Genomic DNA, 24,129 nt, shown 5'->3' with positions numbered 1-24,129 from the left:
TTTTTTTACCAGTAGTAATTAATTGAAAAATTTAATTTACTTTACATTTAAATATCCAAAAATATATTGACAGCTAAATAGCAGCTAGATAACAGTTTATTTTTATCAGAACATGTCAGGAATGCAATTGATACGTTTGATGAATAACTACAACATTTGAGAGTTCATATCTTCCCCTCAGTGTGTTGTTCATGGTTTAATTTACAGTAAATAATTTATCAACAAAAAATTTTAGATCCAGCTAAAAATTGATTTTTATTTTTCAGTAAAAATTTATTTATGAAAATTGACAGAATAAAGAATATGTTATATGAAAGAAAAATTTTGGCTACTTATAGCAGATTGCAAGTTCGTGAAGTACAGAAGTACCCCACCCGCGCTGTCGCGCACCCTTCCCTTGCCAAGGGGAGGGTTGGGGAGGGGTGTACTCCATTTAGATGCAAAGCGCTGTATAGCAATTCTCTGTGACATTGCACTTTATTTACCCTCCGCCGACTGCATCCCCCCCTACCAAGGGGGGACTACAAGGGGGTTGAATAAGCGTGCATCTTCATGGAGAAACGGTATTAGAAGATTGCAATTAGGATTAGCAGGTTGCTGGGCTTTGGTAAGTGCGTACGTATTGACAACATCCGAGCAAGCCCATGCACAAATAACACCAGATGCTACGCTGTCTTCTGAAAGTTCTGTCGTTACACCTAATTTAGTGATTCGTGACTTAACAAGCGATCGCATTGATGGCGGAGCAATTCGCGGTGGTAATCTCTTCCACAGTTTTCGAGAATTCAACGTGGGTGAAGCAAGAGGAGTTTATTTCAGCAATCCTGAGGGAATTAAGAACATTCTCACTCGGGTGACAGGAACGAGTCGCTCCGAGATTCTAGGGAGGCTTGGTGTATTGGGTAATGCCAACTTGTTTTTGCTCAATCCCAATGGAATTCTATTTGGTCAAAATGCGCGATTGGATCTTCAGGGTTCGTTTGTTGGTAGTACGGCAAATAGCTTGAAATTTGCTGATGGCTTTGAATATAGCGCCACTGCACCACAGTCTACATCATTACTTACCCTCAGTGTGCCTGTAGGTTTGCAATATGGAGCAAATCCAGGAGAGATTCAGGTTATAGGCGATGGTCAGGGTCAAAGGATAACAAGTGAGTTAATTGATACAATGAATGCTCTACGGGTGGAACCGAACCAAACCTTAGCATTGGTGGGTGGTGATATTAGCTTAGAAGGAGCAACCATCAAAACTGCTGGCGGACGGATAGAACTGGGGAGTGTTGCCGGCTCAGGTTTTGTCAGCCTCGCCTCCAATAATAAAGGTTTTGCCTTTGGCTATGATGGGGTGCAAAACTTTGGCAATATTCAACTATCGCAACAAACAGCAGTTGATGCTAGTGGCGCGGGCAGTGGTGATATACAGGTAGTGGGCAGGCGCGTCACCCTGAGCAATGGTTCTCAAATAGAGGCAAGTACTCTCGGAACAGAGTCTGGTGGATCCTTGCAAGTGATGGCGACTGAGTTGCTAAATATAAATGGTATTTCTAGTGATAATCGGTTCCTCAATGCTTTGACTGCTCAAGCTAAGCCAGGAGCAACCGGGAATGCGGGTTCCTTGACGATTAATACCAGTGAGTTGCTGATTCAAAATGGAGCACAAGTTAGTACTGGCACACTTGGTAGTGGCAATGGAGGGAATTTGACAATCACTGCTAACAAGGTGCAAGTGATTGGTACCTCTAGTGATAATCAGTTTTCCAGCGGCTTGTTTTCTGAACCTCTTTCAGGCGCAACCGGGAATGCGGGTTCCTTGACGATTAATACCAGTGAGTTGCTGATTCAAAATGGGGCACTAGTTAGTACTGGCACATTTGGTAGTGGCAATGGAGGCAATTTGACAATTACTGCTAACAAGGTGCAAGTGATTGGTACGACCAGTGATGGTCAGTATCCCAGCGGCTTGTATTCTCAAGCTGAACGACGCTCAACCGCGAATGCGGGTTCCTTGACGATTAATACCAGTGAGTTGCTGATTCAAAATGGGGCACAAGTTAGTACTGGCACACTTGGTAGTGGCAATGGAGGAAATTTGACAATCACTGCTAACAAGGTGCAACTGATTGGTAGTTCTAGTGATGGTCAGATTTTCAGCAACTTGGCTTCTGCTGCTTACCCAGGCTCAACCGGGAAGGCGGGTGATTTGACGATTCATACCAGTGAGTTGCTGATTCAAAATCGGGCACAAGTTACTACTGGCACATATGGTAGTGGCAATGGAGGAAATTTGACACTTACAGCCAACAAGGTGCAAGTGATTGGTAGTTCTAGTGATAGTTCCTTTGGCACCGGCTTGTTTTCTGTTGCTAACCCGGGCTCAACCGGGAAGGCGGGTGATTTGACGATTCATACCAGTGAGTTGCTGATTCAAAATGGGGCACAAGTTAGTGCTGCCACATTTGGTAGTGGCAATGGAGGGAATTTGGCACTCACTGCCAACAAGGTGCAACTGATTGGTAGTTCTAGTGATAGTTCCTTTGGCACCGGCTTGTTTTCTGTTGCTAACCCAGGCTCAACCGGAAATGCAGGTGATTTGACGATTCATACCAGTGAGTTGCTGGTTCAAAATGGGGCACAAGTTACTACTGGCACATTTGGTACTGGCAATGGAGGGAATCTTACAGTACGAGCCAACAAGGTGCAACTGATCGGTACCTCTAGTGATGGTCGCTTTGTCAGCAGCTTGGGTTCTGCTGCTGATTCAGGCTCAACTGGGAATGGGGCTAATGTGACGATTCATACCAATGAGTTGCTGATTGAAAATGGGGCACAAGTTAATGCTGCCACATTTGGTACTGGCAATGGAGGGAATCTTACAGTACGAGCCAACAAGGTGCAATTGATTGGTACCTCTAGTGATGGTCGCTTCTCCAGCGGCTTGTATTCTGCAGCTATTTCAGGCTCAACCGGGAATGCGGGTGATTTGATGATTAATACCAGTGAGTTGCTGATTCAAAATGGGGCACAAGTTAGTACTAGCACATTGGGTAGTGGCAATGGAGGGAATTTGACACTCACTGCTAACAAGGTACAACTGATTGGTACCTCTAGTGATGGTCACAGTTTCAGCGGCTTGTATTCTGCAGCTATTTCAGGCTCAACTGGAAATGGGGGTGATTTGACGATTCATACCAGTGAGTTGCTGATTCAGGATAGAGCAGTAGTTAGCGCCGAGGGGCGCAGTCAGGGAAATGCAGGCAACATCACTATTAATGTTGACGGACTCTTAAGGGCTACTAACGGTGATATCATCACTACTGCAGAACGCTCTTCCGGAGGTGCCATCACTATTACAGCAAAGGACATGCGCCTGTTTGGTGACAGCAACATTGCAACCAACGTCTTGAGTGGCGTAGGTGGCGGCGGTAATATCACCCTTAATGCTAACTCCATCATCGCCCTCAATGACAGCGACATCCTTGCATTTGCCCGAGATGGAAGAGGCGGTAACATCACCCTTAACACCCCCGCTTTCTTCGGTCAAAACTATCAACCTACTCTTTCTGGTGCAGATCGCCTCACTCTGGATCGTAATAACCGCGTTGATCTCAATGCAACTGGTGACTTGTCCTCCGGCATCATCACCACACCTGAACCAAGCTTGGTTCAAAATAGCTTTATTGAGTTACCTCAAAACCTAATCGACACTAGCAGCTTGATTGCTAGTAGCTGTATTGCACGCCGTAATCAAAAGCAACAGGGGAGTTTCATGATCACAGGTTCTGGTGGTTTGCCGTTTCGTCCTGGAGACGCTGTGATATCCCAGTATGCGACTGGGAGTGTGCGTACAACTGATGCTTCCGCATCAGAAAACTCGACTCGTCATGCTTGGCAAAAAGGTTCGCCGATTGTGGAAGCTCAAAATGTGTATCAACTTCCTTCAGGACAGCTTGTTTTAAGCCGGGAGTGTCCTTGATAACGTTTGCTTTTCGTTATAAGAGGTGCTATTTGGACAATCAATATCGTAAATCTACTCGATACCAGTTACTAGAAATCCTATTTATTTTATTTGCAGCCTCACCTTTTGCTTATGGCTAGACCATGTGCCATTTATCACTTCTTAAGCGAACTATTCTATGAAAAGAAAATTTTGGCGACTTAGAAGATTGCAATTAGGGTTGGCAGGTTGCTGTTCCTTGGTAGGTGCGTACGCATTGACAACATCTGAGCAAGCCAATGCACAAATAACACCAGATGCTACGCTGTCTTCTGAAAGTTCTGTCGTTACACCTAATTTAGTGATTCGTGACTTAGCAAGCGATCGCATTGATGGCGGAGCAATTCGCGGTAGTAATCTCTTCCACAGTTTCCAATCGTTTTCTGTGCCCACTGGCGGTACTGCCTTCTTCAACAATCCGGCTAATGTGCAGAATATCCTAACACGAGTCACAGGTGGGTCAATTTCTAATATTGATGGCTTAATCCGAGCTAACGGTACAGCCAACCTGTTCTTGCTCAACCCGAATGGCATTGTGTTTGGTCCGAATGCGTCACTCAATATTGGCGGTTCGTTTGTAACCACCACAGCCGATGCGATTGGATTGGCAAATGGAGATATTTTTAGTGCGAATCCAGGACAACCGGTGCCCAGTCAAGTGTTGAACGTCAATCCCAACGCCTTGTTTTTCAATCAACTGGCAGCGCAAGCAATTATCAACCGCTCGACGGCTAACAACAGTACCGGGCTGCAGGTACCACCGGGACAGAGCTTGTTGCTAGTTGGTGGCAATGTCGGGTTAGAAGGCGGGCAAATTATCAGTCCGGGAAGCCGAGTGGAGTTGGGTGCCGTAGCGGGACAGGGAAGTGTTGGGCTGAGTGGAACGGCTAGTGAGTGGCGGTTGAGTTTTCCCGATAGCGTAGCACGGGCAGATGTTTCCCTCAGCAACAGCGCTGTTATAGACGCTCGTGGAGGGGGTGGCGGGAGTATGATTATCACCGCACGGAACTTGACCCTAAGCCAAGGAAGTAGAATTTGGGTGGGAATTAAAGACGGGTTGGGCTTTGCTGGGGCACAAGCGGGGGATATGCAGCTTGATGCGACAGAAACAATCAACCTAGCTGATGACAGCCTAATCGGTAACCGAGTGGGTTTTGGAAGTACGGGTAATGCAGGTAACATCAACATCACGACAGGGTCGTTTTCTGTCACAGGGAATGCTCAACTAGGTTCCGACACGTTTGGGCAGGGAAATACAGGCAGTATCAATATTAATGCCCGCGATACGGTGTCTTGGGATGGTGATGGTGTCATAGGCGGCACTGCGGTGCAACCAACGAGTGTCGGTAACGCTGGCGATTTCAACATCACGACAGGATCGGTTTTTATCACAAATAGTGCTCGAATAGGTTCAGTCACGAGAGGACAGGGGAATACAGGTAGTATCAATATTTATGCCCGCGATATGATCTTTATGGATGGGGGTAGTTACGGCAGTCTTATAGGCAGTGGCGTAGACCCAACTGGTGTCGGTAACAGTGGTGGTATTAACATTACTACGGGGTCGCTGTCTCTCACCAATAACGCTCAACTGAATTCCTACACGAGAGGACAGGGAAACACAGGTAGGGTGAATATTAATGCCCGCGATACTGTCTCTTTGGATGACAGTCTTATAGGCAGTGCCGTGTACCAAGGTGTCGGTAACAGTGGCGGTATCAACATCACTACGGGGTCGCTTTCTCTCACCAATAACGCTCAACTGAATTCTGCCACGGATGGACAGGGAGATGCAGGCAGTGTGGATATTAATGCCCGCGATACTGTCTCTTTGAATAGTTACAGTAGTGTACTCAGTAACATAAACAACACTAGCATCGGTAAGGGTGGCGATATCGAGATCACGGCAGGGTCGCTGTCTCTTACAGGAGGCTCTCAAATGGTTTCCAGCACTAATGGACAGGGAGATGCAGGTAGCGTCAATATCAATGTCCGCGATACTGTCTCACTAGATGGTGAAAGCCCCGTTGAAAACACCGCTATTTTCACACAAGTGAATCAAGGAGCTGTGGGTAGGGGAGGAGATATAACGATCACCACTGGAGTGCTGGCGCTGACCAATGGGGGTGCCCTGTATGCCGACAATGACAGCGGCACGGGTAATGCAGGTGATATCACCATTCATGCTCGTGACTCTGTACAGATTCGTGGCACAACCTCTACTCGTACTAACCTCCGCAGTGGAGTGTTTGCCACGACCCCACAAGGAGTTGTGGGAAACGGAGGGGACATCATCATCACCACAGGTTCACTGTCGGTTTCCGACCAAGGCAGAATCAGCACGAGCACACAAGGGCAAGGCGATGCCGGAAATATCCAGATTCAGGCGAACGGTAGTGTCTCGTTTGATGGGGGAGATGCCATCAGTACGCTTGAGCCAAGTGGATCGGGCAGGGGAGGCGATATTGACATCACAGCGCTTAAGCTCTCACTGCTCAATGGCGCTCAACTTGCAGCTTCCACCTCTGGAGAGGGAAACGCTGGCAATATCACACTCAGTGCCGACACGGTAGCTTTGAGCAGTGGCGGGCGACTACTCACCACGACGAATAGTAACGGTGAGGCTGGCGACATCATAGTTAATACTCCAGACCTGCAACTGAGTGGGGCAAGCAGTGGTCTATTCGCCGAAACCACCAATACTGGAGATGCGGGCGACTTGACCATTCAGCCACGAGGGAACGGGCAAAGTGTGCGGGTGAACCTGCAACAAGGCGCACAAATCTCTGCTTCCACCTACAGCAGTGGTCGGGGTGGAACGTTGACGCTCACTGCCCCAGAGTCGATTACGCTCACAGGCAATGGTTCGATTATTGCCGCCGGGACGGGTAGCAGCGGCAATGGCGGGAACTTAAATCTCCGCACAGGCACCCTCGGTATTCAAAACCAAGCACAAGTGACGGTCAGCAGTTCAGGCACAGGCAGTGCAGGCAACTTGTTTGTGGATGCGAATCAAATCTATCTCAACAATGCTGGCAGCATTCGGGCAGACACCACTGGCGGTGGAGGGAATATCAATTTGCGATCGCCCCTCATCCTCCTCCGCAATGGTAGTAAGATCACAACCAACGCCAAAGGAAGCAACATTCCTGGTGGCAACATTGAGATTGATACTCAGTTTCTAGTGGCTATTCCTCAAGAAAATAGCGACATCAGCGCCAACTCTGAAGATTTTCGCGGCGGCAACGTCAGCATCAATGCCTATTCGATTTTTGGCATTCAACCGCGTCTTCAGCCCACCCCCAGTAGCGACATCACCGCCACGGGAGCGACCGATGCCTTAATTGGCATAATCAGTGTCACCACAGCAGGTATTGACCCAGCTGCTGGTTTAGTTGAATTACCGATTGAATTTGTAGACACGTCGCGGTTGATTGCCAGTAGCTGTATTGCACGCCGTAATCAAAAGCAACAGGGGAGTTTCATTATCACAGGTTCTGGTGGTTTGCCATTTCGTCCTGGAGACGCTGTGATGTCCCAGTATGCGACTGGCAGTGTGCGTACAACTGATGCTTCCGCATTAGAAAACTCTACTCGTCATGCTTGGCAAAAAGGTTCGCCGATTGTGGAAGCTCAAGATGTGTATCAACTTCCTTCAGGACAGCTTGTTTTAAGCCGTGAGTGTCCTTGATAACGTTTGCTTTTCGTTATAGGAGGTGCTATGTGGACAATCAATACCGTAAATCTACTCGATATCGGTTACTAGGAATTCTATTTCTTTGCAGTCTCACCTTTTGCTTATGGCTAAATGATGTGGCATTTATCACTTGGCAACCGAAAATAGGGGAAGTGGTACAAGCACAAACTCCTGATGCTAGTAAACTAGTACAACAGGGTGTTCAAAGCTACCGAAGCGCAAATTTTTCAGATGCAATTAAATATTGGCAATCCGCTTTAAATATTTACAAAACGACTCACAACTCTGCAAATGCAACGATAGTTTTAGAGAATTTAGCAAGGGCGTATCAACAAATCGGTCAAATGGACAAGTCCATCGCTCATTGGGATGCAGTCATTGCTTACTATCGTCAAATAGGAGATACGCAGCAAATGGGACGAATGCTCACTGAACTTGCTCAAGTCTACAGCAGGTTAGGGCAATCCAAAAAGGCGATCGCTCTATTATGTGGTGTATTGGCACAAGAACCTAAGCAACAACAACCAGTCAAAGAACCTGTTTGTCTGCAACAAAGTGCATTGCAAATTTCTCGTTATCAAAAAGACCAACGGGGGGAAGCAGCAGCTTTAGGAAGTCTTGGGGAAGCTTATCGTTTGATGGGTGATTACGAGCAAGCTATTAAATATCTTGAGAGTGCACAAAAGATTGCTCACAATGATTATAACTTTTTAGTGCTGAATAGTTTAGGCAATACCTATGCTAGTCAGGCGCAGTTGTGGGAATTGCGTGCTAAATCTGCTCAAAGTAGCGGTGTTCCTCGGGCTGAGCAGTTCAAGCAAAACGCTAAAAGTTTTTACCAAAAAGCTTCACAGACATTTCAGTCTAGTCTTAACAAAGCTCGCCAAAGTGATCAGCTCGCTCAAGCGTCAGCACTAAGCAATTTAATTCAGCTTTATTATCGTACCAAAGTTCATCCTACTCAACTTGACACAGCCGTGAAAGAAGCTTTAGCCCTACTAGAGAAGTTACCCGATTCTACCCAAAAAGTTTATATAGCAATAGATTTGGCGAATCTACCAGCTATTAAGGTTGATGCTGCGACAACTTATATGACTTCTGCAACCTCACGCTTAACTCAATGTCCCGTAAAAGGACTACTACCAGATGCAGAAGTTGTTGTACTACTCAACAATGCTATCAAAACCGCTGAAAGTCTCAAAAATTCTCGCTCAGCATCTTTTGCAAATGGCTCACTAGGTCATTTTTATGAATGTCGTCAAGAATATGAGCAAGCTTTAAAACTCACTCAAGAGTCGCTTTGGCAAGCTGAACAAGGATTATTGGCAAAAGATAGCCTTTATTTGTGGGAGTGGCAAGTGGGACGAATTTTGAAAGCGCAGGGGAAAAAGGCGGAAGCTGCAACAGCTTATCAAAAAGCATATTCTACTCTAGAAGACATCCGTAGTGATATCCTAAATGCTGATAGAAACTTACAATTTGATTTTCGGGATGTCGTTGAGCCTTTTTACAGAGAATTCGCTCAGTTAGAGCTAGAGCAAGCTTCTTTATCATCGATTGAAAATAAAACGCGCTTTCAGCAACTTACAACTGCGGTGTCAACTATAGATTCTCTCAGATTGGCAGAATTACAAAATTATTTTGGAAATGATTGTATAGTAGTCGCTATTAGTAACTCGAAAAATATTGATGAGCTACTAGGAAAAGATACTGCTGTTTTTAGCTCGATTATTTTCGATGATAAAACTGCGATTATACTCAGTCTCCCAAATGGCACCAAGCGGTTGCACTGGATAAATGAGAAGCGCGAAACTCTGGAAGGACAAGTTAACGAATTTCGCCAAGGGCTGCAAGACCAATTATCTGCGATCATCGATTATAATAAAGCCTCAGCGCAGAAACTATATAACTGGATTATTCGTCCTTTCGAGGCTGATTTCAATCCAAATCAAATTAAAACTCTCGTTTTCATCCAAGACAGTTTCCTACGAAGTATTCCCATAACTGCGCTTCATGATGGGGAGAAATATTTGATTGAGAAGTATGCTATTGCTACCACACCTAGTTTACGTCTAACAGCATCTAATCAACAGAATCTTCAAATAAATAGAGCTTTAATCTTGGGCTTAACCACAAAAGCTAAAGTTGATGAAAAAGACTATCCAGCTTTACTACAAGTGGATTCAGAAATTCAGATGGTTGAACAACAATTTCCGCGTAGCAAACAGTTAAAAAATACAGATTTCAACCAGAGTAGACTAGAAAAAGAACTAGATAGAGTTAACTATCCGATTATTCACATCGCAACTCACGCTCAGTTTGGTACACTTCTAGAAGATACTTTTCTAGTCACAGGAGACAACAATAAACTTACCATCAATGAGCTAGAACGTATACTCCGCCAAGTCAATGATGGTTCTGATTTGGTAGAATTGCTCACACTCACTGCTTGTCAAACTGCTGTAGGAGATGACCGTGCAACTCTTGGTTTAGCTGGTGTAGCTTTGCAGGCTGGCGTCAAAAGTGCCCTAGCTTCTCTTTGGTCTATCAGAGATGATTCCACATTAATGTTAGTCTCTGAATTTTACCGCAACTTACGCAACCCAGGTATGAGTAAAGCACAAGCTTTGCGGCAGGCTCAAATTCAACTTATTAAAGCCAGAGAATCAGACATGAATGACCAATTTGAACACCCCTATTACTGGGCACCATTCATCTTAATTGGTAATTGGCTTTAACAGTTACCAGTTACCAGTTATCAGTTATCAGTTATCAGTTTCATCATTGGATTTAAGTCCCGCACCAAGAGCACCAGAGAGCGTTGGTGCCGGGTTTAAATCCTCCACCAAAGCGACGCGTTACTGCGTAGGTAGCTGTTCACTCTTTTAATGTGCAGTGTTTTATGTTTGAGAGTTTACGATCGCCTTTACATTTTCAAATTTTTGCTGAATTTCTTGTTGCTCCTGAAGACTTCCCTCTTGTTTTTCCGATTGCATAAGAGATTGCACCAGAGATGCACCAACTTCTCCCAGCTTACCATTTGGAGCCAATTTGAGAGCCTCTTCTAATGCATCGTACCACAGACTTTCATTGGCGTAAAAATTTGCTCTTTGAGAACCATTTACTGTCTTTGATAGTTTATTTGTAAAATCTGATGACGGTTGGACAACCACAAATTCTGCTCTTTGAACTAAGAAGCCACCCTCTGGACAAAAGATAGCTACCTGCCAAAGATATTTTTTACCTACAGTTAATTCTGGCTGAGATTTTGGAAGAGAATATTTGTTAATTCCTTTTGAAGCTTGCAACTTAATGGGATTCCCTAGTTGTTGAAGGCGATTGTTTGTATCAAACTCAAAAATTCTGAAGTCTGTTTCATAAGGACTGTATAAAAACCAGACAAATGTGGGGCGAAAAGAAGCTGTATATCCAACATGTGTCGTAGGGGCAAGAATGGTTAGGGGTATCTTTTCTTCTGAACATCCTCTAGTTCCTCCAGATCTTGATTGATCGCTAGGAGGCTTTTGAGTTTTGGGGGGTACGTAACCAGCTTTAGCTGTTGGACAAATAAACAGTAATAAGCTTAGGATAAAGCCTAGGTAGAGTCTGTAATTGATACGTTTGATGAGCAACCACAAGATTTGAGTGTTCATATCCCCCTAGGTGTGTTGTTCACATTCCTACTTAAGTTTAACTATTAAAAAATAGATATCTAACCAAAAAAAATTATGATTATCATAAATATATTCTGAAAAAAATTGACAAACTAAAGTTGTTTTCTCGTAATTGCTTATAGTAAAAAGCAGGGTTTGTTGAGAATTCAGCTTGATCGAAAACTTTTGTAGGTTAACGAAAGAATGAGGGTAAGAGCCAAGGTTTTTGGGCTGATGATGGCGATTGCGCTCTGCCCAAAGGGCAATCACATTTCCCTTGCAAAAGAAGCTACCTACAAGCGTTAATTAACCCTTTCGCCTTCCGCTTTTTCCCTTAACCTAAAGGTACTGGTTTCTAATGAGCAACAATGTTCCCGCTTGTTTTAGCTTTTTTCATCAACAGTAGGGCAGTACCGCTGATGAGAATTAGCAACCCTAGCAGGTAGTAACAGTCATCGATCGCCATAACGGTTGCTTGTTGCTGCACAACTTGAGCGATCGCCGCAATTGCCTGTTGGGTAGCGGTAGCTGAATCGGCTCCTTTACTCATGAAATACTGTATCATCTCTTGAAGTCGCTGCTGAGTTGTTTCGTTGTAGAGGCTGACATCACCTCGCAGGCGATCGTAATGGAATTCGGAACGATGTTGGATCACAGTCGCAAAGATTGCATCGGCAAAGGAACCCCCCAGGTAGCGTACCTGGTTGAACAGCGCACTAGCATCACTCAATTGCTCCCCTTGAATTCCAGCAGTTGCGAGAGCCGATAGGGGAATCGTGATTAAACTCTGTCCGATTCCTTGAACAAGCTCTGGCAGCATTAACTGCGGTGTACCCGACTGAGCACTCAGGTGAGAGTTCATGAAACAACTGACTGCATAGACGGCACATCCTACGGCGACAATCACCCGTGAATCGACTTTAGCTTGAATGATAGGTAGGAACGGCATTACCAGCACTGAACCAAATCCAACCCACATTAGAGTCAGCCCAACCTGGTAGGGAGTGTAGTGTTGTACGGAGTCTAGATATATAGGCATCACATACAGAGCACCAAAGATGCCGCACCCGGCGACAAAACTGATGATACTGGCAAGCGCAAGATTTCGACGCTGCATCAGGCGTAAATTGATAAAAGGGCGCTTTTTGGTCAGTTCGATTACCAGAAATAGGGTCAGACAGACGACGGCGATCGCAGTCAATCGCACAATAAATGGTGAGTTAAACCAGAGATCGCGGTTCCCTTCCTCCAACACAGTTTGCAGACAGGCCAGCCCAATTCCCATTGTTAATATGCCAGCCCAATCACCCTGCTTTAATTCGTTCAAGTGCATCGGTTCATGCTCAATTAGAAAAATGCAGGTCGCCAACATTAAACTACCGGGAATCAGGTTAATGTAGAAGATATATTGCCAGCTATAGTTATAAGTTAGCCAACCGCCCAATGCTGGTCCAATAGCAGGTCCAAGGGTGATAGTAAGACCAAAGATTGCTAGCCCAATCGTGTGTTTTGAGGGTGGTAGGTGACGTAGGACGTATGCCATTGCCACAGGAACGAATGCACCCGCAAAGAATCCCTGAAAGCCTCGAAAGGCAATCATTTCAACTAACGTTGTAGCATTGGCACAGGCAACGGAAAAAACCAGAAATAAGACTGTGCTAGCCGTCATGTACCAGCGGGTAGAAAAGACTTTACCAAACCAACCTGTTAACGGAACGACAATAATTTCACCAATTAAATAAGCGGTAGCAATCCAAGAACCTTGATCGAGGGTGGCTCCTAACGCGCCAGTCATGTCTTGCAACGATGCATTCGTAGCAGTCACATCCAGGGATGACATCAATGCGCCCAGGTTCATTCCCAACACCGCTACCCAGGTTAATACGGGAACAGAATCACTAGATTGTTTCACCTGTGGTTTGACCATTTTAGATCGTGTCATGATGATGTCTTTTGTAAATACTCAGCTATCCATTTCCAATAACAACACCGGAAAGAAAAACTAGAACGCCTCCAACAATGACTTGAAAGGCAGATTTAATAAAATTCAATTGGAAGAATCGGTAGCGAATGTAAGAAATCACAATTAACTCAAATACAACAACTCCATAAGCCAGATAGAGTGCAGTATTCACGTTAGAAATCAAGAATGGTAAGGTGTGCAAAATGCCCCCTAAAAATGTCATCAAACCCACGATCGCACCCCGAAAAATCGGATGTCCTCGTCCGGTTTCTACTCCTGTATCTGAAAGGGCTTCCGCGAATGCCATACTGATTCCCGCACCAACCGCCGCCGAAAGTCCAACGACAAAACCTACATGGGGCTTTTGAGTCGCAAACACGGCTGCAAAGATAGGTGCGAGGGTAGAAACAGAGCCATCCATCAATCCTTCCAAACTTGGTTGAACTACCTTAAGCACAAAAGAGCGGCGATTGTCAAGCAGTTGTTTAAGGCTGTAGCTTGATAATTGACGTATCGTGGATGAGTTTTGCTTCTTCATTAGAGTTTTTCGCTCATGTTTAATGACTTCCCGTACTGACCGTCACTTCAACCGACATTCCTGGTGTGATGCGGTTTTCATAGCCTTTAATGCTATTGCGATCAAAGGTAATTTTGACTGGAATCCGCTGCACCACTTTGGTAAAGTTGCCAGTGGCATTGTCGGGAGGCAGCAAGGAGAAATCTGAACCCGATGCAGGCGATACGCTGTTGATTGCGCCTTTGAAAGTCTTGCCTGGAAATGCATCCACACGAATATCAACCGCTTCTCCGGGTTGCATCTTACCCACCTGTGTTTCATTAAAGTTGCCAACGATCCAATTATCATCACTCACGACAGAAAGCAGCGGTTGATCGGGTTGAATCCGTTGGCCCACTTGAACTGTTTTATTACCAATTTTGCCTGCAACAGGCGCTTTGATGACGGTATAGGACAAATTGAGCTGTGCCTGTTTGAGATTGGCATCCGCACTGGCAATTTGCGCCTGGGCAGCTTGATACTGGCGGCGGTTGACTTCGGTCTGCTGTCCACTGGCTTGTGCCTGCTGCACTTTCCCCTGCGAATCCACTAAGTTTGCTCTGGCTTGATCGATGCCATCGAGTGCGGATTGATACTTCGCTTTTGCATCCAGAATACTCTGTTGTGCCGCCTTCGTTTCTGCCTGGGCAACTTGGTAAGCCGTCAGAGCATCATCTCGCTGCTGTTTAGGAATTGCCCCCGTTTGATAAAGCTGTTCATACCGTTGGTAAGTGATTTTGGTATTGGCTTCCTGTGCCTGTGCCTTGGTGAATTGTTGCTGTGCAGTTGCGATTCCTGCTTGCGCCTGCTTCACAGCAGACTGGGAACTGGCAATGCTGGCAATCGCGTCCCCTACTGCTCCTTGTGCCTCGGTTGTATTGGCTTGAGCCGTTTTAGATGCCAGGTTGATAGTCGCTTGAGCGGCACTGGCTTGCCTGCTCGCATTTTCCAATGCTGCTTGCGCTTGTTGCACAACAACTTGATAATCTTTTGGATCTAGCTCAACCAGTATTTGTCCCTGCTTGACTTCCTGATTATCATCTACATTGACCTGGGTGACCGTTCCAGCAATACGGCTGCTAATCGGATGGATATAAGTTGTTACATAGGCATCATCAGTTGATTCATGGGTTTTATTATAAATCCACCAGCGATAACCAATCGTTCCTGCCAGGGCTGCGATCGCAATCCCCGTAATCACTAAAATTGATTTCTTACTAAACTTCTGAGACGGTGCTGAATCTATTTCGGTTGAATTATCCCTTACATTATCCATCACATTGAACTCCAATTTATTAAGAAGAATTGAAGTAAGTACTCTACATATCGTATTGAAGGTTTTGATTATTGATATTGATCTCGTTTGTTTTCCGGCTTTCAACCAGTCATGATTAACCTGAACGGAAGTTAAGGAGGTTTGAACGGGTATAGCAACCGCCAAGGCGGTTAAGACGTAAAAAGCAAGACATCCTCAATGGCATCTCGTAAACAATCAAACTGATCGAGTTTTTTGCGGATTCGACTTTTTAACCAAGACCAGCATTTTTCAATCTTATTAAGGTCTGGAGAATAAGGCGGTAGGTACAGCAGTTCACACCCTGCATCCTGGATCAATTGTTGAATGCGCCCACCTTTATGGAATGTGGCATTATCCATCACCAAAACCTGTCCCGGTTCGAGTATTGGAAGCAAACAAGCTTCCAGCCAAGTTTCAAAAACTGTTCGATTACACGCACCCTCAACAGTGAAGGGAGCTATTAGGTTTTGGTTACACAGCGCGGCAATCATGTTAACCCGTCCAGAGCGTCGGCCTGACTTAAGTGCATGGAAGCGCTCCCCTTTTTCATTCCAACCATAATCATACTCATCTCGACTATCCATGCCAGACTCATCTAAGTACACGATTTTATCCGAGGGTAGTGTAGATAACTGATCTATGAACGTTTGTCGTTTGGCTTCATCGCGCTCACGGTAGCCATAGGTCTTTTTTTTCGAGTAAAACCAATTTTCTTCAAAGCCCGTGAGATTGTGCGATCACTAATTTCTCCCTCCCAAAGTGAGGCCATCTCAACTTGGGTTTTATAGCAACCGCCAAGGCGGTTTGAGCATAAACTAGATGTAGTCCCTTTTTTTCCTGCAAAGTGCGCTCGCGCTAACATATGCCTAAACCTTACAGTTACGACCTTCGTCAAAAGGTCATCCAAGCTATCGAACTTGATGGTTTGAAGAAAAGCGAAGCAAGTCTTGTGTTCAATATCAGTCGCAACACGATAGACTTATGGCTGAAGCGACAAGCCGAAACTGGGGACTTCCAAGCCTTGCCCAATCAGCCTCCGGGTAATAATCATAAAATCAGCGACTGGGAAAAATTCCGTGAGTTCGCTTCATCTCATGGAGATATAGCAACCGACACGAAGCTTAGGACAACTTTTCAATCCACAAATCATGCTGTTGCAGCCATCTACAGCCGACTTGTCCTAACACCTTTGGCGACGGCTATACAAACCTTGCTTTTCCCACTTTGACCATAACTGCTGAACATCCTGGCATCGATGTATTGGACCGTTATCCTGCACAATTACCCGAATACGTCCAGCCTTTTCGGTTTCCTCGGCTTCTTGTTCCATCATCTGGATATAAGATTTGCGTGAAACACCACCGATAACAAGACCATAAACAAAACTGATTAAGGGTTGAAGAAACCCGATAATGCTTAATCTGCGACCACGACGAGAAGTTTGTTCTAAATGTTTTTGCTCACCTCGTTGGTAATAGGTATAACTCGGCTCACTCCATGCACAAAACCCTGATTCATCTAAATACTTCAGGTCTATTTCTCCAGTGGCAGCAGATACTTCCAACATATCTAGGTCTGCTTGCTTTATTTCTCTGATTTTTGGGTCTTGCTTCCCTTTGTGGCTCTTCCTTGCTCGTTTCCACTCTTACCCCCTTTTTTTGAGTACCCGTCTTAACCTATCGGGACTCAACTTGACTAGGCGATTGCGCGGAGCGCAGTGCCCTTCGGGCAATCGCGTTCTAATTTCTGTGCTAATTGAAGACTGTTGTATGTACGTGGTTCTTTTTTGAGGCATTCTTCCAAAAAAACTATGTCCTCTTCCTTGTATTTTGTTTTCCCCCCTCGACCTGGTAATTCCCAAAGTCCTTGCAGACCATGCTTTTCCCATTTATGTAAAACTTCTCTTACTGTTTGTGGAGTCCAGTTAAAGTGAGCCGCTATTTTTTCCACGTACCAGCCATGTGCGTTTAACCTGATTACTTCTGCTCGGTCTTTGACTTTCTGTGGTACATCTGCACTTCTGAGGTTTAGTAGGGTTCGATCTTGCTCACGAGTTAGAAACACCCTTAAACGAGCACCCATATCTTTATTACCCCGCTTGATATCTTCTCCGTATTTACTTATCTTTACATAGTTTGGTTTTTTCACGCCGACTTACTTATTCCAGGTGGTGTGGATGTTGACAGTAACTATGTTGAAATACCCCTTTATGATGAGAACGTCTACGTTTTCATGTCTTGGGTGGTGGGCCGACTCGTGGGGGTAAGAGTCAGTTTGAGCGCGCTGCTGTTTTATATTTGGCGCGGCGGTATCCTCCAGGAGTGGTGAGGTTGGTTCTTAGTGATGTTAAGCGCGTGACGTTTGGCTGTTTTGACGGGCTACCCCATTTAATTGCACCAGTGGCTAAGGATGCGCGAGCCACTTTAAAGTTGCTGGAATATCTTGTGGCGGAGCAAGAACTCCGTTACCAGGAATTTGAGCGCTTGGGAGTGGAGAAGGCGGCGCAATACAATCAGATGTTTCCCACTGCGCCAATGGCTCGGATAGCGTGTCTGATAGACGAGTGTTTTGACTTATTGTCTGACCCTAATCACAAAGACCAGATTGAACTGATGCTCATGAAGCTGCTGGCGAAAGCGGGAGCTGCGGGGATACATATTTTGTTGTTTACCCAGCGTCCGGACAAAGATGTGATTAAACCCCTCATTCGGTCTAACTGTCCAGCGAAGGTGGCTTTTGCAACTTCCCGACCGGAGGACAGCGGGATTATCTTGGGCGATCCTGATGATAACCGGGCAGCTAGCTTACTGGGGTTTGGCGATATGCTCTACAAGTCTCCCTTAGGGGTCATTCGTCTCCAGGGGCTGTACTTGGGAGACGAGAAGAAAGATTTTGAGAAATATTTAGAAGAAGCGAAAAATCATGCTTTTGATATGACTCCTTGGGATTCTGGTTTGAATTTCTCTCATTTTAATACCTCCATTACGTCAGAAATTTCAGTTAGAGTTCTTGATAAGAATAAGTTTGACAAACAAGAAGAGTTTCGTTCAAATATTGCGTTTGATGAAGCTACTAAATCTAGTATTATATCCCTGCATCAAAGGGGTTATGAGATTTCTGAGATAGTTCAAGAATTGTTTAGTATATCGCGTGCGGATGGTAGAAGATACAAGCGTATCCGTGATGCTGTCGTTCAATTTATAGGTTTGGAGGAAGGAGATGATATTTGAAATGAGGATAAATTTTCTTCCTCCCACTCTTAATGACCAAATAGATTTTGCTCGTCAAAGCTGGCAAGTAAGCGCCAGACAGAAAAAATACTGGACAGCTAAGATATGCCGATTTGCAAGCACTTGTGATGTCAAATTTTCAGGTCAAGTTTGGTTGGAGTTTCACTGGTACTTAAAGACCTTTGCCCGGGACCATGATAATGTTGCTGCAGCTAGTAAATTTATTATGGATGGGTTAGTAGCAGCGGCAGTCATTAGAAATGACAATTTATGTACTATTTCCTCTCCTGTTGTTCATTATTATCATCGGGCGAAAAAAGATGAAGTGTTGGTGAGAATGGCACAAAATCCTGATTTTTTATTGGATAGCTTTTACAAGTTTAATCAGTTTTCTAGTTTGGCTTTAGAAAAAGCTCTACAATTTGTAGGTGTGTAGCTTTATGCATCTTGCTGCTCTTGTGGTACTGGCAATTCTATATATTTCCTTTGCTAGGGAATATAGAAAATTGCTGGATATGACAAACACGATTGTTGTTGCTTGGGTAGTAGGTTCTTTTTTTCAGTTACCGGGAGTAGTTTTGTACTTTGTAGTTAGTGTTTTTGTCTGAAATATTAGAAGTATAAAGGAGGTTGGCGCTCATGTTAAGGTATCAAGCTTATAGAGATTTGTTAGAGAAAATTAATCGTGGTGTCAATATTAATTTGTGGGGACGTACCGGAATTGGAAAAACTTACCTTATCAAACAGGCTTTACTTAAAGATACTAGCTGTAAAAGTTTGTACTTAGCTTTGGATTATCCTTTTAATGTAGATAGCCTCTTTTCTGCTATAGCTATGGGTTTTGGATTATACGCTGGTGCAGAGTGGCAGCAAATTGTAGAAAGGCTACAACTTGGAGAAAATAAGCTTTTAGTATTAGATAATTTTGATAGGTTACACTGCACTACTAATGATTTAAGCGCTGATTTATCTAGGTTACAAATGCTTGCTATTTTGGATACATTAAGCTTGTTGACAGTATCTTGTCAACCTTTACGTTATTTCCACTTTCAAAGTTTCACTGATTGTTTCCAAGAGTTAGAGATGAATGAGTCTAATAGTCATATCTTCTAATGATACTGGGCAGTAAACGTTGGGTTATTTACAGGTTCGATGCTTGTTACTGCCACTGGGAGTCTAGCTTTTAGAAAACTGAACTCGAACATCAAAAATAATGGTTTCAAATCAAAACTGAGTGCCATTTATAGTTGACAGTAGTAGAGTAGTAAGTTTTTTCAAAGTCTAAAAATCCCTCATCCCCAATGCCGGGGTTGCCATTAGCAGCTAACGGTTAAAATTGCAAAAGGGGAAATTATGAAAGACAAATTCAAGACACAGGTTGTACATCGACTACAAGAAATCAATTCTTGTTTAGGAATGGCTTCTCTACTAGCAATGCTTGCTTCAGTAGGATTGGTTTTACCGGCTTCAATTGGGTTGACATTCCTGGCAGATGCCGGGGTGGGCGTAGAAAATAAGCCTGCTTACAAGGGTATAACTGCTCTTGCGACTGCAACTGGTTTATTTGGTTTAGTTGGTACTGTTTCTGCTGTTACTATTGGTAGTTTAGTGTTGGGTACAACCAATAAAGAGTTGGAAGAGGAGGAAAAAAATAAATCTTCAAACCGGATAATTGCAATTGATTCCTATAATTCTGATGAATTATTTGATGAAGATGATTCACAGGAAGAAGAGGAGGAAGAAAATGAATTATTTGGTTTGGATGATTGTGAAGAAGATGAGGAAACTCATTCAAAAGGAGTTGAATATACTTGGCGGCAAAATGTCACTTACACCTATTATGTAACTCAAATCAAAGGTCATCCTACCTTACATGGATTACACCTTTGTCGTTTGAGTTCGCATTGCGGTACAAAGTCTAACCTGAAAGAAGAAATTGTTTCTGTTAAACTTGATGACTACCAAATTCAAAAACTGACTGTCCTTTTTGAAGCCAGCTATCCAGAAAGAGAAAATCTGGTAGGAAAGTATTTCCATTCACGTCAACCTTTACCTAAAGAAGCGTTGGAGGAGTATTTTCAGCTTCATAATAGTTTTTACTGGGCAAAATCTAGCGGGCAATTTAGAAATGCTTGTTTGGATTCCTGCAAGGGCTGTTCTTACCTTCATGGTGCTGACAGAATAGTCTGTGGAATGCATCCTTTTGGGTGGGAACGAACACATTGTCCTGATAAAAAACTCTTAGACGGGATAGTGCAGCGCGAATATGAAAACGCAGATGTTATTGCTAGCCTTAACGAAGGTTTGGCTGATGTCGAAGTTTTTAAAATGGATGACTATATTGTTGTCAAAGATAGTTATTCCGGTCGTAGATTTCAGTTTGATTTTGATGGATTTAGGTTATCTTGGTCAGATCAATTACCTGAATTAGGTTCGCCTTCTCATTTGCGCCGATATGTCACTCACTTTAAATACCGAGAAATAGTTCATGAAGATTACAGTCACCTAGACAAAATTAGGGAACTGAATAAAGGTTTGTATGGTGCCGACGTGCGCGTGGATAGAAATAGAATAGTTGTCCACAAGTGTTCTACTGGTGTTAACTATTTCTTTAAGTTTAACGGTCAAGCAATTGACCCATACGACTCTAATTGCCCGCACGAGCTTCGGTATAATTACGACTTGGTTTCTCTTGTTAACTATTTACGTGGTAATAGACGTGAGATTTCTCCACCTAGAATTTCTCCTAATCTTTTCCATCCAATATCTCCACCTCAAGTGTCTGAAAACCTTGTTGACTTAATTTAATTTCCCTTCTTCAAAGGTAGTTGGGAATTTGTAGATGTGGCACTCAGTACGGGGCGGTTTCGCCCCACTACTGGGTAGCTAATCTTTACAGAATCTACCCAATTAACTATTTGGAGAAACCGACATGACTGAACTAGTTAACTTTGCTTATGACCTAGTGTTTAATGTTTACCTGTTTGGAGTGATTCTTTCATTAATTTGCTGGCTTTTTTATACTCCTACTGGTGAAACTGGTGAGGTAGTAGGGACTTCCAAATCTTTTTTGGAAGAACTCATTCAAGAACCGACTGAAGATTTTTCTTCAAATCTACAGTTAACTTTTCAAAAAGATACTCAACTAGATGGTGAAGAAAAGCTACAAATGGATAATTTTACTCAACAGAGGGAGTTATTTGGTTCTCAAGAGACGCCAACAGTAAATGCTATTCAGGAAAAGCAGAAGTTAATGCAATTTAGCTTGAGGAAGTTACGTAGTTTCTGTTCTAAAGCCTCTATTCCTGGCTATTCTGTTTATGTGAATAGTGGTGAGAAAGAAAGGCTAGTTGACTACTTGCTAACTTTGTCTGTTAATTCTAGTCAGATTGTTGAGTTTTTGCAGCTTGCGTCCATTAGCGCATGAGTTTGGTAACCCCGGTTATTGTGGGTAAAATTCTGTCAGTTAATTCTTATTTCGAGAAGAAATAAACCCAAAGGATTTTGCAGTCTCAACCTGAAAAGTCATAATTTTGTTAAAATCAATTGTAATTACCAATAGATAATTACCAAGATTAATTGATAATTGATAATTTCCCAATTATGAAATCTTGTCTCAATTCATCAAAGAAGGGAATAGGGAACTCAAGAGCGGGGAACAGTTCCTTGTTCTCTATTGGGTGCTCTTGAGTCTCCAGACTCCGACAACTACTGCGTCGTAGGCTTAAAGTGGGGTCACTCATCCCCACTTTAAGCAGTCTGTTCGCTATTGCCTGTTGCCTGTTCCCTCTTTGACTGCAAAAAATCTTTATTAACTAGATTGACTTATGGTTCAAACTCTTCAGGCAGAAAATATCACTCTTGAAAATCTCATATCACTTTATGGATTAGAGTTAGTTGATTCTGAGGAATTTTTTCGTGAGTGGCAAGACGAATTACCAGAACTGACAGACCAAGAAAAGCAGCTATTAGACCAAGTAAAAGCAGGTTACATCAATTTACGGAATTATCCGCCGTTACTAGAAAACACGGTTAATACTATCGTTTTATCTCCCCTACTATTCATTGGCAAGTTCTATCTACCTCCTTTTCACATCAAATTAGAGAAATCTGTCGAAATTGAAACTACTGACAAACTTTCCATCATTAAAGGACGAATTGACTTCTTACTTCTCAATCAGAAATTCTGGGTGACAGTCATTGAGTCGAAACAGGTAGCTTATTCTGTAGAGGCAGGACTTGACCAAATTTTAGCGTATATGCTAGCTGCTCCCCAGTCACAGGAGGAAGTTTTTGGCATGATTACATCTGGTGGCAGTTTTATGTTCATTAAACTCGTCAAAGGCAATCCGCCTCGCTATGCGACTTCAGATATTTTTGATGTGCGTAACAGAGAAAATGAGTTATACAGCGTTCTACGTATACTTAAGCGCATCAGTCAATTGGGTCGCAGCGAGCAATAAATTTGGAACATTTTGAGGGTTTCCCAAACCCTGGTTTTTCCGTTGCTCATTTTCATTAATTCACGACTATTGAAAATAATGCTGTGGAAAAAGTCATGCTGTTTCGTGGTTTGAGAACTTCCCGTGAAAAGTCAGAAAAATTCAGGTGAAAAAGCTTTATCTGGATAGAGGATTTTTTAACTAATTCGGCACTAAGTCCCCCACTATAACGGTACTCCGTGAGCGTGGCCAGTCTTGCGCCGGACAGTGACGAAAACCGACTGACAATAACCGCAGGTTATTTAAGCCGATATATGTTCAATACCCATCAATCCTACTCGCTCTATGGCAACCGTATGGCGCAAACCATGAATTCACAATAGAGATGCTTCTAGTAAGTTCAGGAGCATTGCTGTTTGCTGTGACTGTCTTTCGGATTTTCGATAGGCTAGCCAGATGTGATTCGTTACAGCTAAAGTTGGTTTGAGAACCAGCGTTATACGATTTTCAGCAATCCATTCTTTGCAGAGATAGTCGGGCAAAACACTGTAACCTAACCCCTGGGCGATCGCTGCACGAATGCTGCGTAAGTCTGGGATCACAAACTGTGGGTTAACATTCAAGCGACGACCAAAAACAACCCGCCAAAATCGCCGAATGATTGGTAAATCTTCACTATAAGCAATCCAGGGTTGCTGGCTTAGCCACTGCTCTAGCGGTGTTAAATCAACCTGTAGGACATCTTGAGACACTGGAATGATTGCTGTCGGTGGTCCAACTAGCCAAAAGCTTTCTTCAAAAATGAGTTGATATTCCAGTTCTGATTTTGGAATCTTTTGCGTGGCAATCACACAATCAAGATTATTCTCCAAGAGTTGCTCAATCAATTCCTGCGTTAATCCAAATCGAATTGAAAACAGTGTCGAATCAGTTTGAGACAGGTATTTCAGTATGTGTTCGGAGAAGAATTCCTGCGGTGTTCCCAGCCTGATGAGAAGCGGAGCATCAGCTAGGGCTGACTTTGTTGGTATCGATCCCAGCGTTTCAATAGCAGCAGCAATTCGGTTATACAACCGCTTTCCAGCTTCGGTTGGTAACATGCGTCTCGGCATACGTTGAAACAACTGCGTACCCAAGGTAGACTCCAAAGCTGCAATGTGCTGACTGACTGCAGGTTGCGTCAAATGCAACACTTGTGCCGCACCCGATACGGTTCCAACCCGATAGACCTCAATAAAGCTACGATACCATTCCAAACTAACCATAATTATATTTATGGAAAGACCCAATTTTTATA

General features: G+C 43.7%; 16 protein-coding genes and 2 pseudogenes. 10 read left to right on the top strand and 8 right to left on the bottom strand.

The annotated features are described in order from the left end of the window. Nucleotides 1-574: 574 nt before the first annotated feature. The 3 genes from V5G28_RS03100 (at nucleotide 575) to V5G28_RS03090 (ending at nucleotide 10,429) form a co-directional block, all read left to right on the top strand. Nucleotides 575-3,973, top strand: a complete 3,399-nt coding sequence (locus V5G28_RS03100) for a two-partner secretion domain-containing protein (protein WP_336229558.1) — start codon at nucleotides 575-577, stop codon at nucleotides 3,971-3,973. Nucleotides 3,974-4,133: 160 nt separating this feature from the next. Then, complete coding sequence (locus V5G28_RS03095) at nucleotides 4,134-7,685, top strand: two-partner secretion domain-containing protein (protein WP_332990802.1); 3,552 nt, start codon at nucleotides 4,134-4,136, stop codon at nucleotides 7,683-7,685. Nucleotides 7,686-7,717: 32 nt separating this feature from the next. After that, on the top strand, nucleotides 7,718-10,429 hold the full coding sequence (locus tag V5G28_RS03090) for a CHAT domain-containing tetratricopeptide repeat protein (RefSeq protein ID WP_332990799.1): 2,712 nt from the start codon (nucleotides 7,718-7,720) through the stop codon (nucleotides 10,427-10,429). Between the two features lie 162 nt (nucleotides 10,430-10,591). Here V5G28_RS03090 and V5G28_RS03085 read toward each other — a convergent pair whose 3' ends face one another. The 5 genes and pseudogenes from V5G28_RS03085 to V5G28_RS03065 form a co-directional block, all read right to left on the bottom strand. Next, a complete protein-coding gene (locus V5G28_RS03085; RefSeq protein ID WP_332990797.1) occupies nucleotides 10,592-11,344 on the bottom strand; it encodes a DUF928 domain-containing protein in 753 nt (250 codons plus the stop codon). Between the two features lie 355 nt (nucleotides 11,345-11,699). Next, a complete protein-coding gene (locus V5G28_RS03080; RefSeq protein WP_332990795.1) occupies nucleotides 11,700-13,286 on the bottom strand; it encodes a DHA2 family efflux MFS transporter permease subunit in 1,587 nt (528 codons plus the stop codon). Between the two features lie 25 nt (nucleotides 13,287-13,311). Beyond that, complete coding sequence (locus tag V5G28_RS03075) at nucleotides 13,312-13,845, bottom strand: hypothetical protein (protein WP_332990793.1); 534 nt, start codon at nucleotides 13,843-13,845, stop codon at nucleotides 13,312-13,314. Nucleotides 13,846-13,864: 19 nt separating this feature from the next. After that, complete coding sequence (locus tag V5G28_RS03070; protein ID WP_332990791.1) at nucleotides 13,865-15,139, bottom strand: HlyD family secretion protein; 1,275 nt, start codon at nucleotides 15,137-15,139, stop codon at nucleotides 13,865-13,867. Between the two features lie 170 nt (nucleotides 15,140-15,309). Further along, nucleotides 15,310-15,947: pseudogene (locus V5G28_RS03065) on the bottom strand (IS630 family transposase); the annotation flags it as partial. Nucleotides 15,948-16,022: 75 nt separating this feature from the next. On the opposite strand from V5G28_RS03065, the pseudogene V5G28_RS03060 reads away from it, so the two are divergent. Beyond that, a pseudogene (locus V5G28_RS03060) lies at nucleotides 16,023-16,262 on the top strand (IS630 transposase-related protein); the annotation flags it as partial. 78 nt (nucleotides 16,263-16,340) lie between these two features. Here the strand turns inward: V5G28_RS03060 and V5G28_RS03055 are convergent. Together V5G28_RS03055 and V5G28_RS03050 are read right to left on the bottom strand one after the other, a co-directional pair. Next, entirely contained in the window at nucleotides 16,341-16,727 is a 387-nt protein-coding gene (locus tag V5G28_RS03055; RefSeq protein WP_336229554.1) for a transposase, read from the bottom strand. 128 nt (nucleotides 16,728-16,855) lie between these two features. Beyond that, complete coding sequence (locus V5G28_RS03050) at nucleotides 16,856-17,308, bottom strand: helix-turn-helix domain-containing protein (RefSeq protein ID WP_332990787.1); 453 nt, start codon at nucleotides 17,306-17,308, stop codon at nucleotides 16,856-16,858. Between the two features lie 89 nt (nucleotides 17,309-17,397). Between V5G28_RS03050 and V5G28_RS03045 the strand changes: the two genes are divergently transcribed. From V5G28_RS03045 to V5G28_RS03020, 6 genes are all read left to right on the top strand, one after another. Continuing rightward, a complete protein-coding gene (locus tag V5G28_RS03045; RefSeq protein ID WP_336229553.1) occupies nucleotides 17,398-18,390 on the top strand; it encodes an FtsK/SpoIIIE domain-containing protein in 993 nt (330 codons plus the stop codon). Then, on the top strand, nucleotides 18,380-18,826 hold the full coding sequence (locus V5G28_RS03040; protein ID WP_332990783.1) for a hypothetical protein: 447 nt from the start codon (nucleotides 18,380-18,382) through the stop codon (nucleotides 18,824-18,826). The genes V5G28_RS03045 and V5G28_RS03040 overlap by 11 nt, the downstream gene beginning before the upstream one ends. Before the next feature lie 203 nt (nucleotides 18,827-19,029). Beyond that, on the top strand, nucleotides 19,030-19,503 hold the full coding sequence (locus V5G28_RS03035) for an AAA family ATPase (RefSeq protein WP_332990781.1): 474 nt from the start codon (nucleotides 19,030-19,032) through the stop codon (nucleotides 19,501-19,503). A gap of 240 nt (nucleotides 19,504-19,743) precedes the next feature. Next, nucleotides 19,744-21,198: a hypothetical protein gene (locus tag V5G28_RS03030; protein ID WP_332990779.1), complete on the top strand. Its 1,455-nt coding sequence runs from the start codon at nucleotides 19,744-19,746 to the stop codon at nucleotides 21,196-21,198. Between the two features lie 124 nt (nucleotides 21,199-21,322). After that, nucleotides 21,323-21,817, top strand: a complete 495-nt coding sequence (locus tag V5G28_RS03025) for a hypothetical protein (protein ID WP_332990777.1) — start codon at nucleotides 21,323-21,325, stop codon at nucleotides 21,815-21,817. A 400-nt stretch (nucleotides 21,818-22,217) separates the two neighbouring features. Beyond that, complete coding sequence (locus tag V5G28_RS03020) at nucleotides 22,218-22,853, top strand: restriction endonuclease subunit R (RefSeq protein ID WP_332990775.1); 636 nt, start codon at nucleotides 22,218-22,220, stop codon at nucleotides 22,851-22,853. Nucleotides 22,854-23,206: 353 nt separating this feature from the next. On the opposite strand, the gene V5G28_RS03015 is transcribed toward V5G28_RS03020, so the two are convergent. Further along, the gene (locus V5G28_RS03015; protein ID WP_332990773.1) at nucleotides 23,207-24,097 is read right to left on the bottom strand and encodes a LysR family transcriptional regulator; all 891 of its coding nucleotides are present in this window, start codon (nucleotides 24,095-24,097) and stop codon (nucleotides 23,207-23,209) included. Between the last annotated feature and the right edge of the window lie 32 nt (nucleotides 24,098-24,129).

It is taken from the genome of Scytonema sp. PRP1, assembly GCF_036697665.2.
In the GTDB taxonomy this organism is placed as follows: domain Bacteria; phylum Cyanobacteriota; class Cyanobacteriia; order Cyanobacteriales; family Nostocaceae; genus Kalymmatonema; species Kalymmatonema gypsitolerans.
This window is presented reverse-complemented; position numbering and strand designations above follow the sequence as displayed.

Excerpts from the sequence above, each read along its gene's own strand:
- V5G28_RS03095 (WP_332990802.1), top strand. The coding sequence starts at position 4,134 with ATGAAAAGAAAATTTTGGCGACTTAGAAGATTGCAATTAGGGTTGGCA.
- V5G28_RS03085 (WP_332990797.1), bottom strand. The coding sequence starts at position 11,344 with ATGAACACTCAAATCTTGTGGTTGCTCATCAAACGTATCAATTACAGA.
- V5G28_RS03080 (WP_332990795.1), bottom strand. The coding sequence starts at position 13,286 with ATGACACGATCTAAAATGGTCAAACCACAGGTGAAACAATCTAGTGAT.
- V5G28_RS03075 (WP_332990793.1), bottom strand. The coding sequence starts at position 13,845 with ATGAAGAAGCAAAACTCATCCACGATACGTCAATTATCAAGCTACAGC.
- V5G28_RS03070 (WP_332990791.1), bottom strand. The coding sequence starts at position 15,139 with ATGGATAATGTAAGGGATAATTCAACCGAAATAGATTCAGCACCGTCT.
- V5G28_RS03055 (WP_336229554.1), bottom strand. The coding sequence starts at position 16,727 with ATGTTGGAAGTATCTGCTGCCACTGGAGAAATAGACCTGAAGTATTTA.
- V5G28_RS03040 (WP_332990783.1), top strand. The coding sequence starts at position 18,380 with ATGATATTTGAAATGAGGATAAATTTTCTTCCTCCCACTCTTAATGAC.
- V5G28_RS03035 (WP_332990781.1), top strand. The coding sequence starts at position 19,030 with ATGTTAAGGTATCAAGCTTATAGAGATTTGTTAGAGAAAATTAATCGT.
- V5G28_RS03030 (WP_332990779.1), top strand. The coding sequence starts at position 19,744 with ATGAAAGACAAATTCAAGACACAGGTTGTACATCGACTACAAGAAATC.
- V5G28_RS03025 (WP_332990777.1), top strand. The coding sequence starts at position 21,323 with ATGACTGAACTAGTTAACTTTGCTTATGACCTAGTGTTTAATGTTTAC.
- V5G28_RS03020 (WP_332990775.1), top strand. The coding sequence starts at position 22,218 with ATGGTTCAAACTCTTCAGGCAGAAAATATCACTCTTGAAAATCTCATA.
- V5G28_RS03015 (WP_332990773.1), bottom strand. The coding sequence starts at position 24,097 with ATGGTTAGTTTGGAATGGTATCGTAGCTTTATTGAGGTCTATCGGGTT.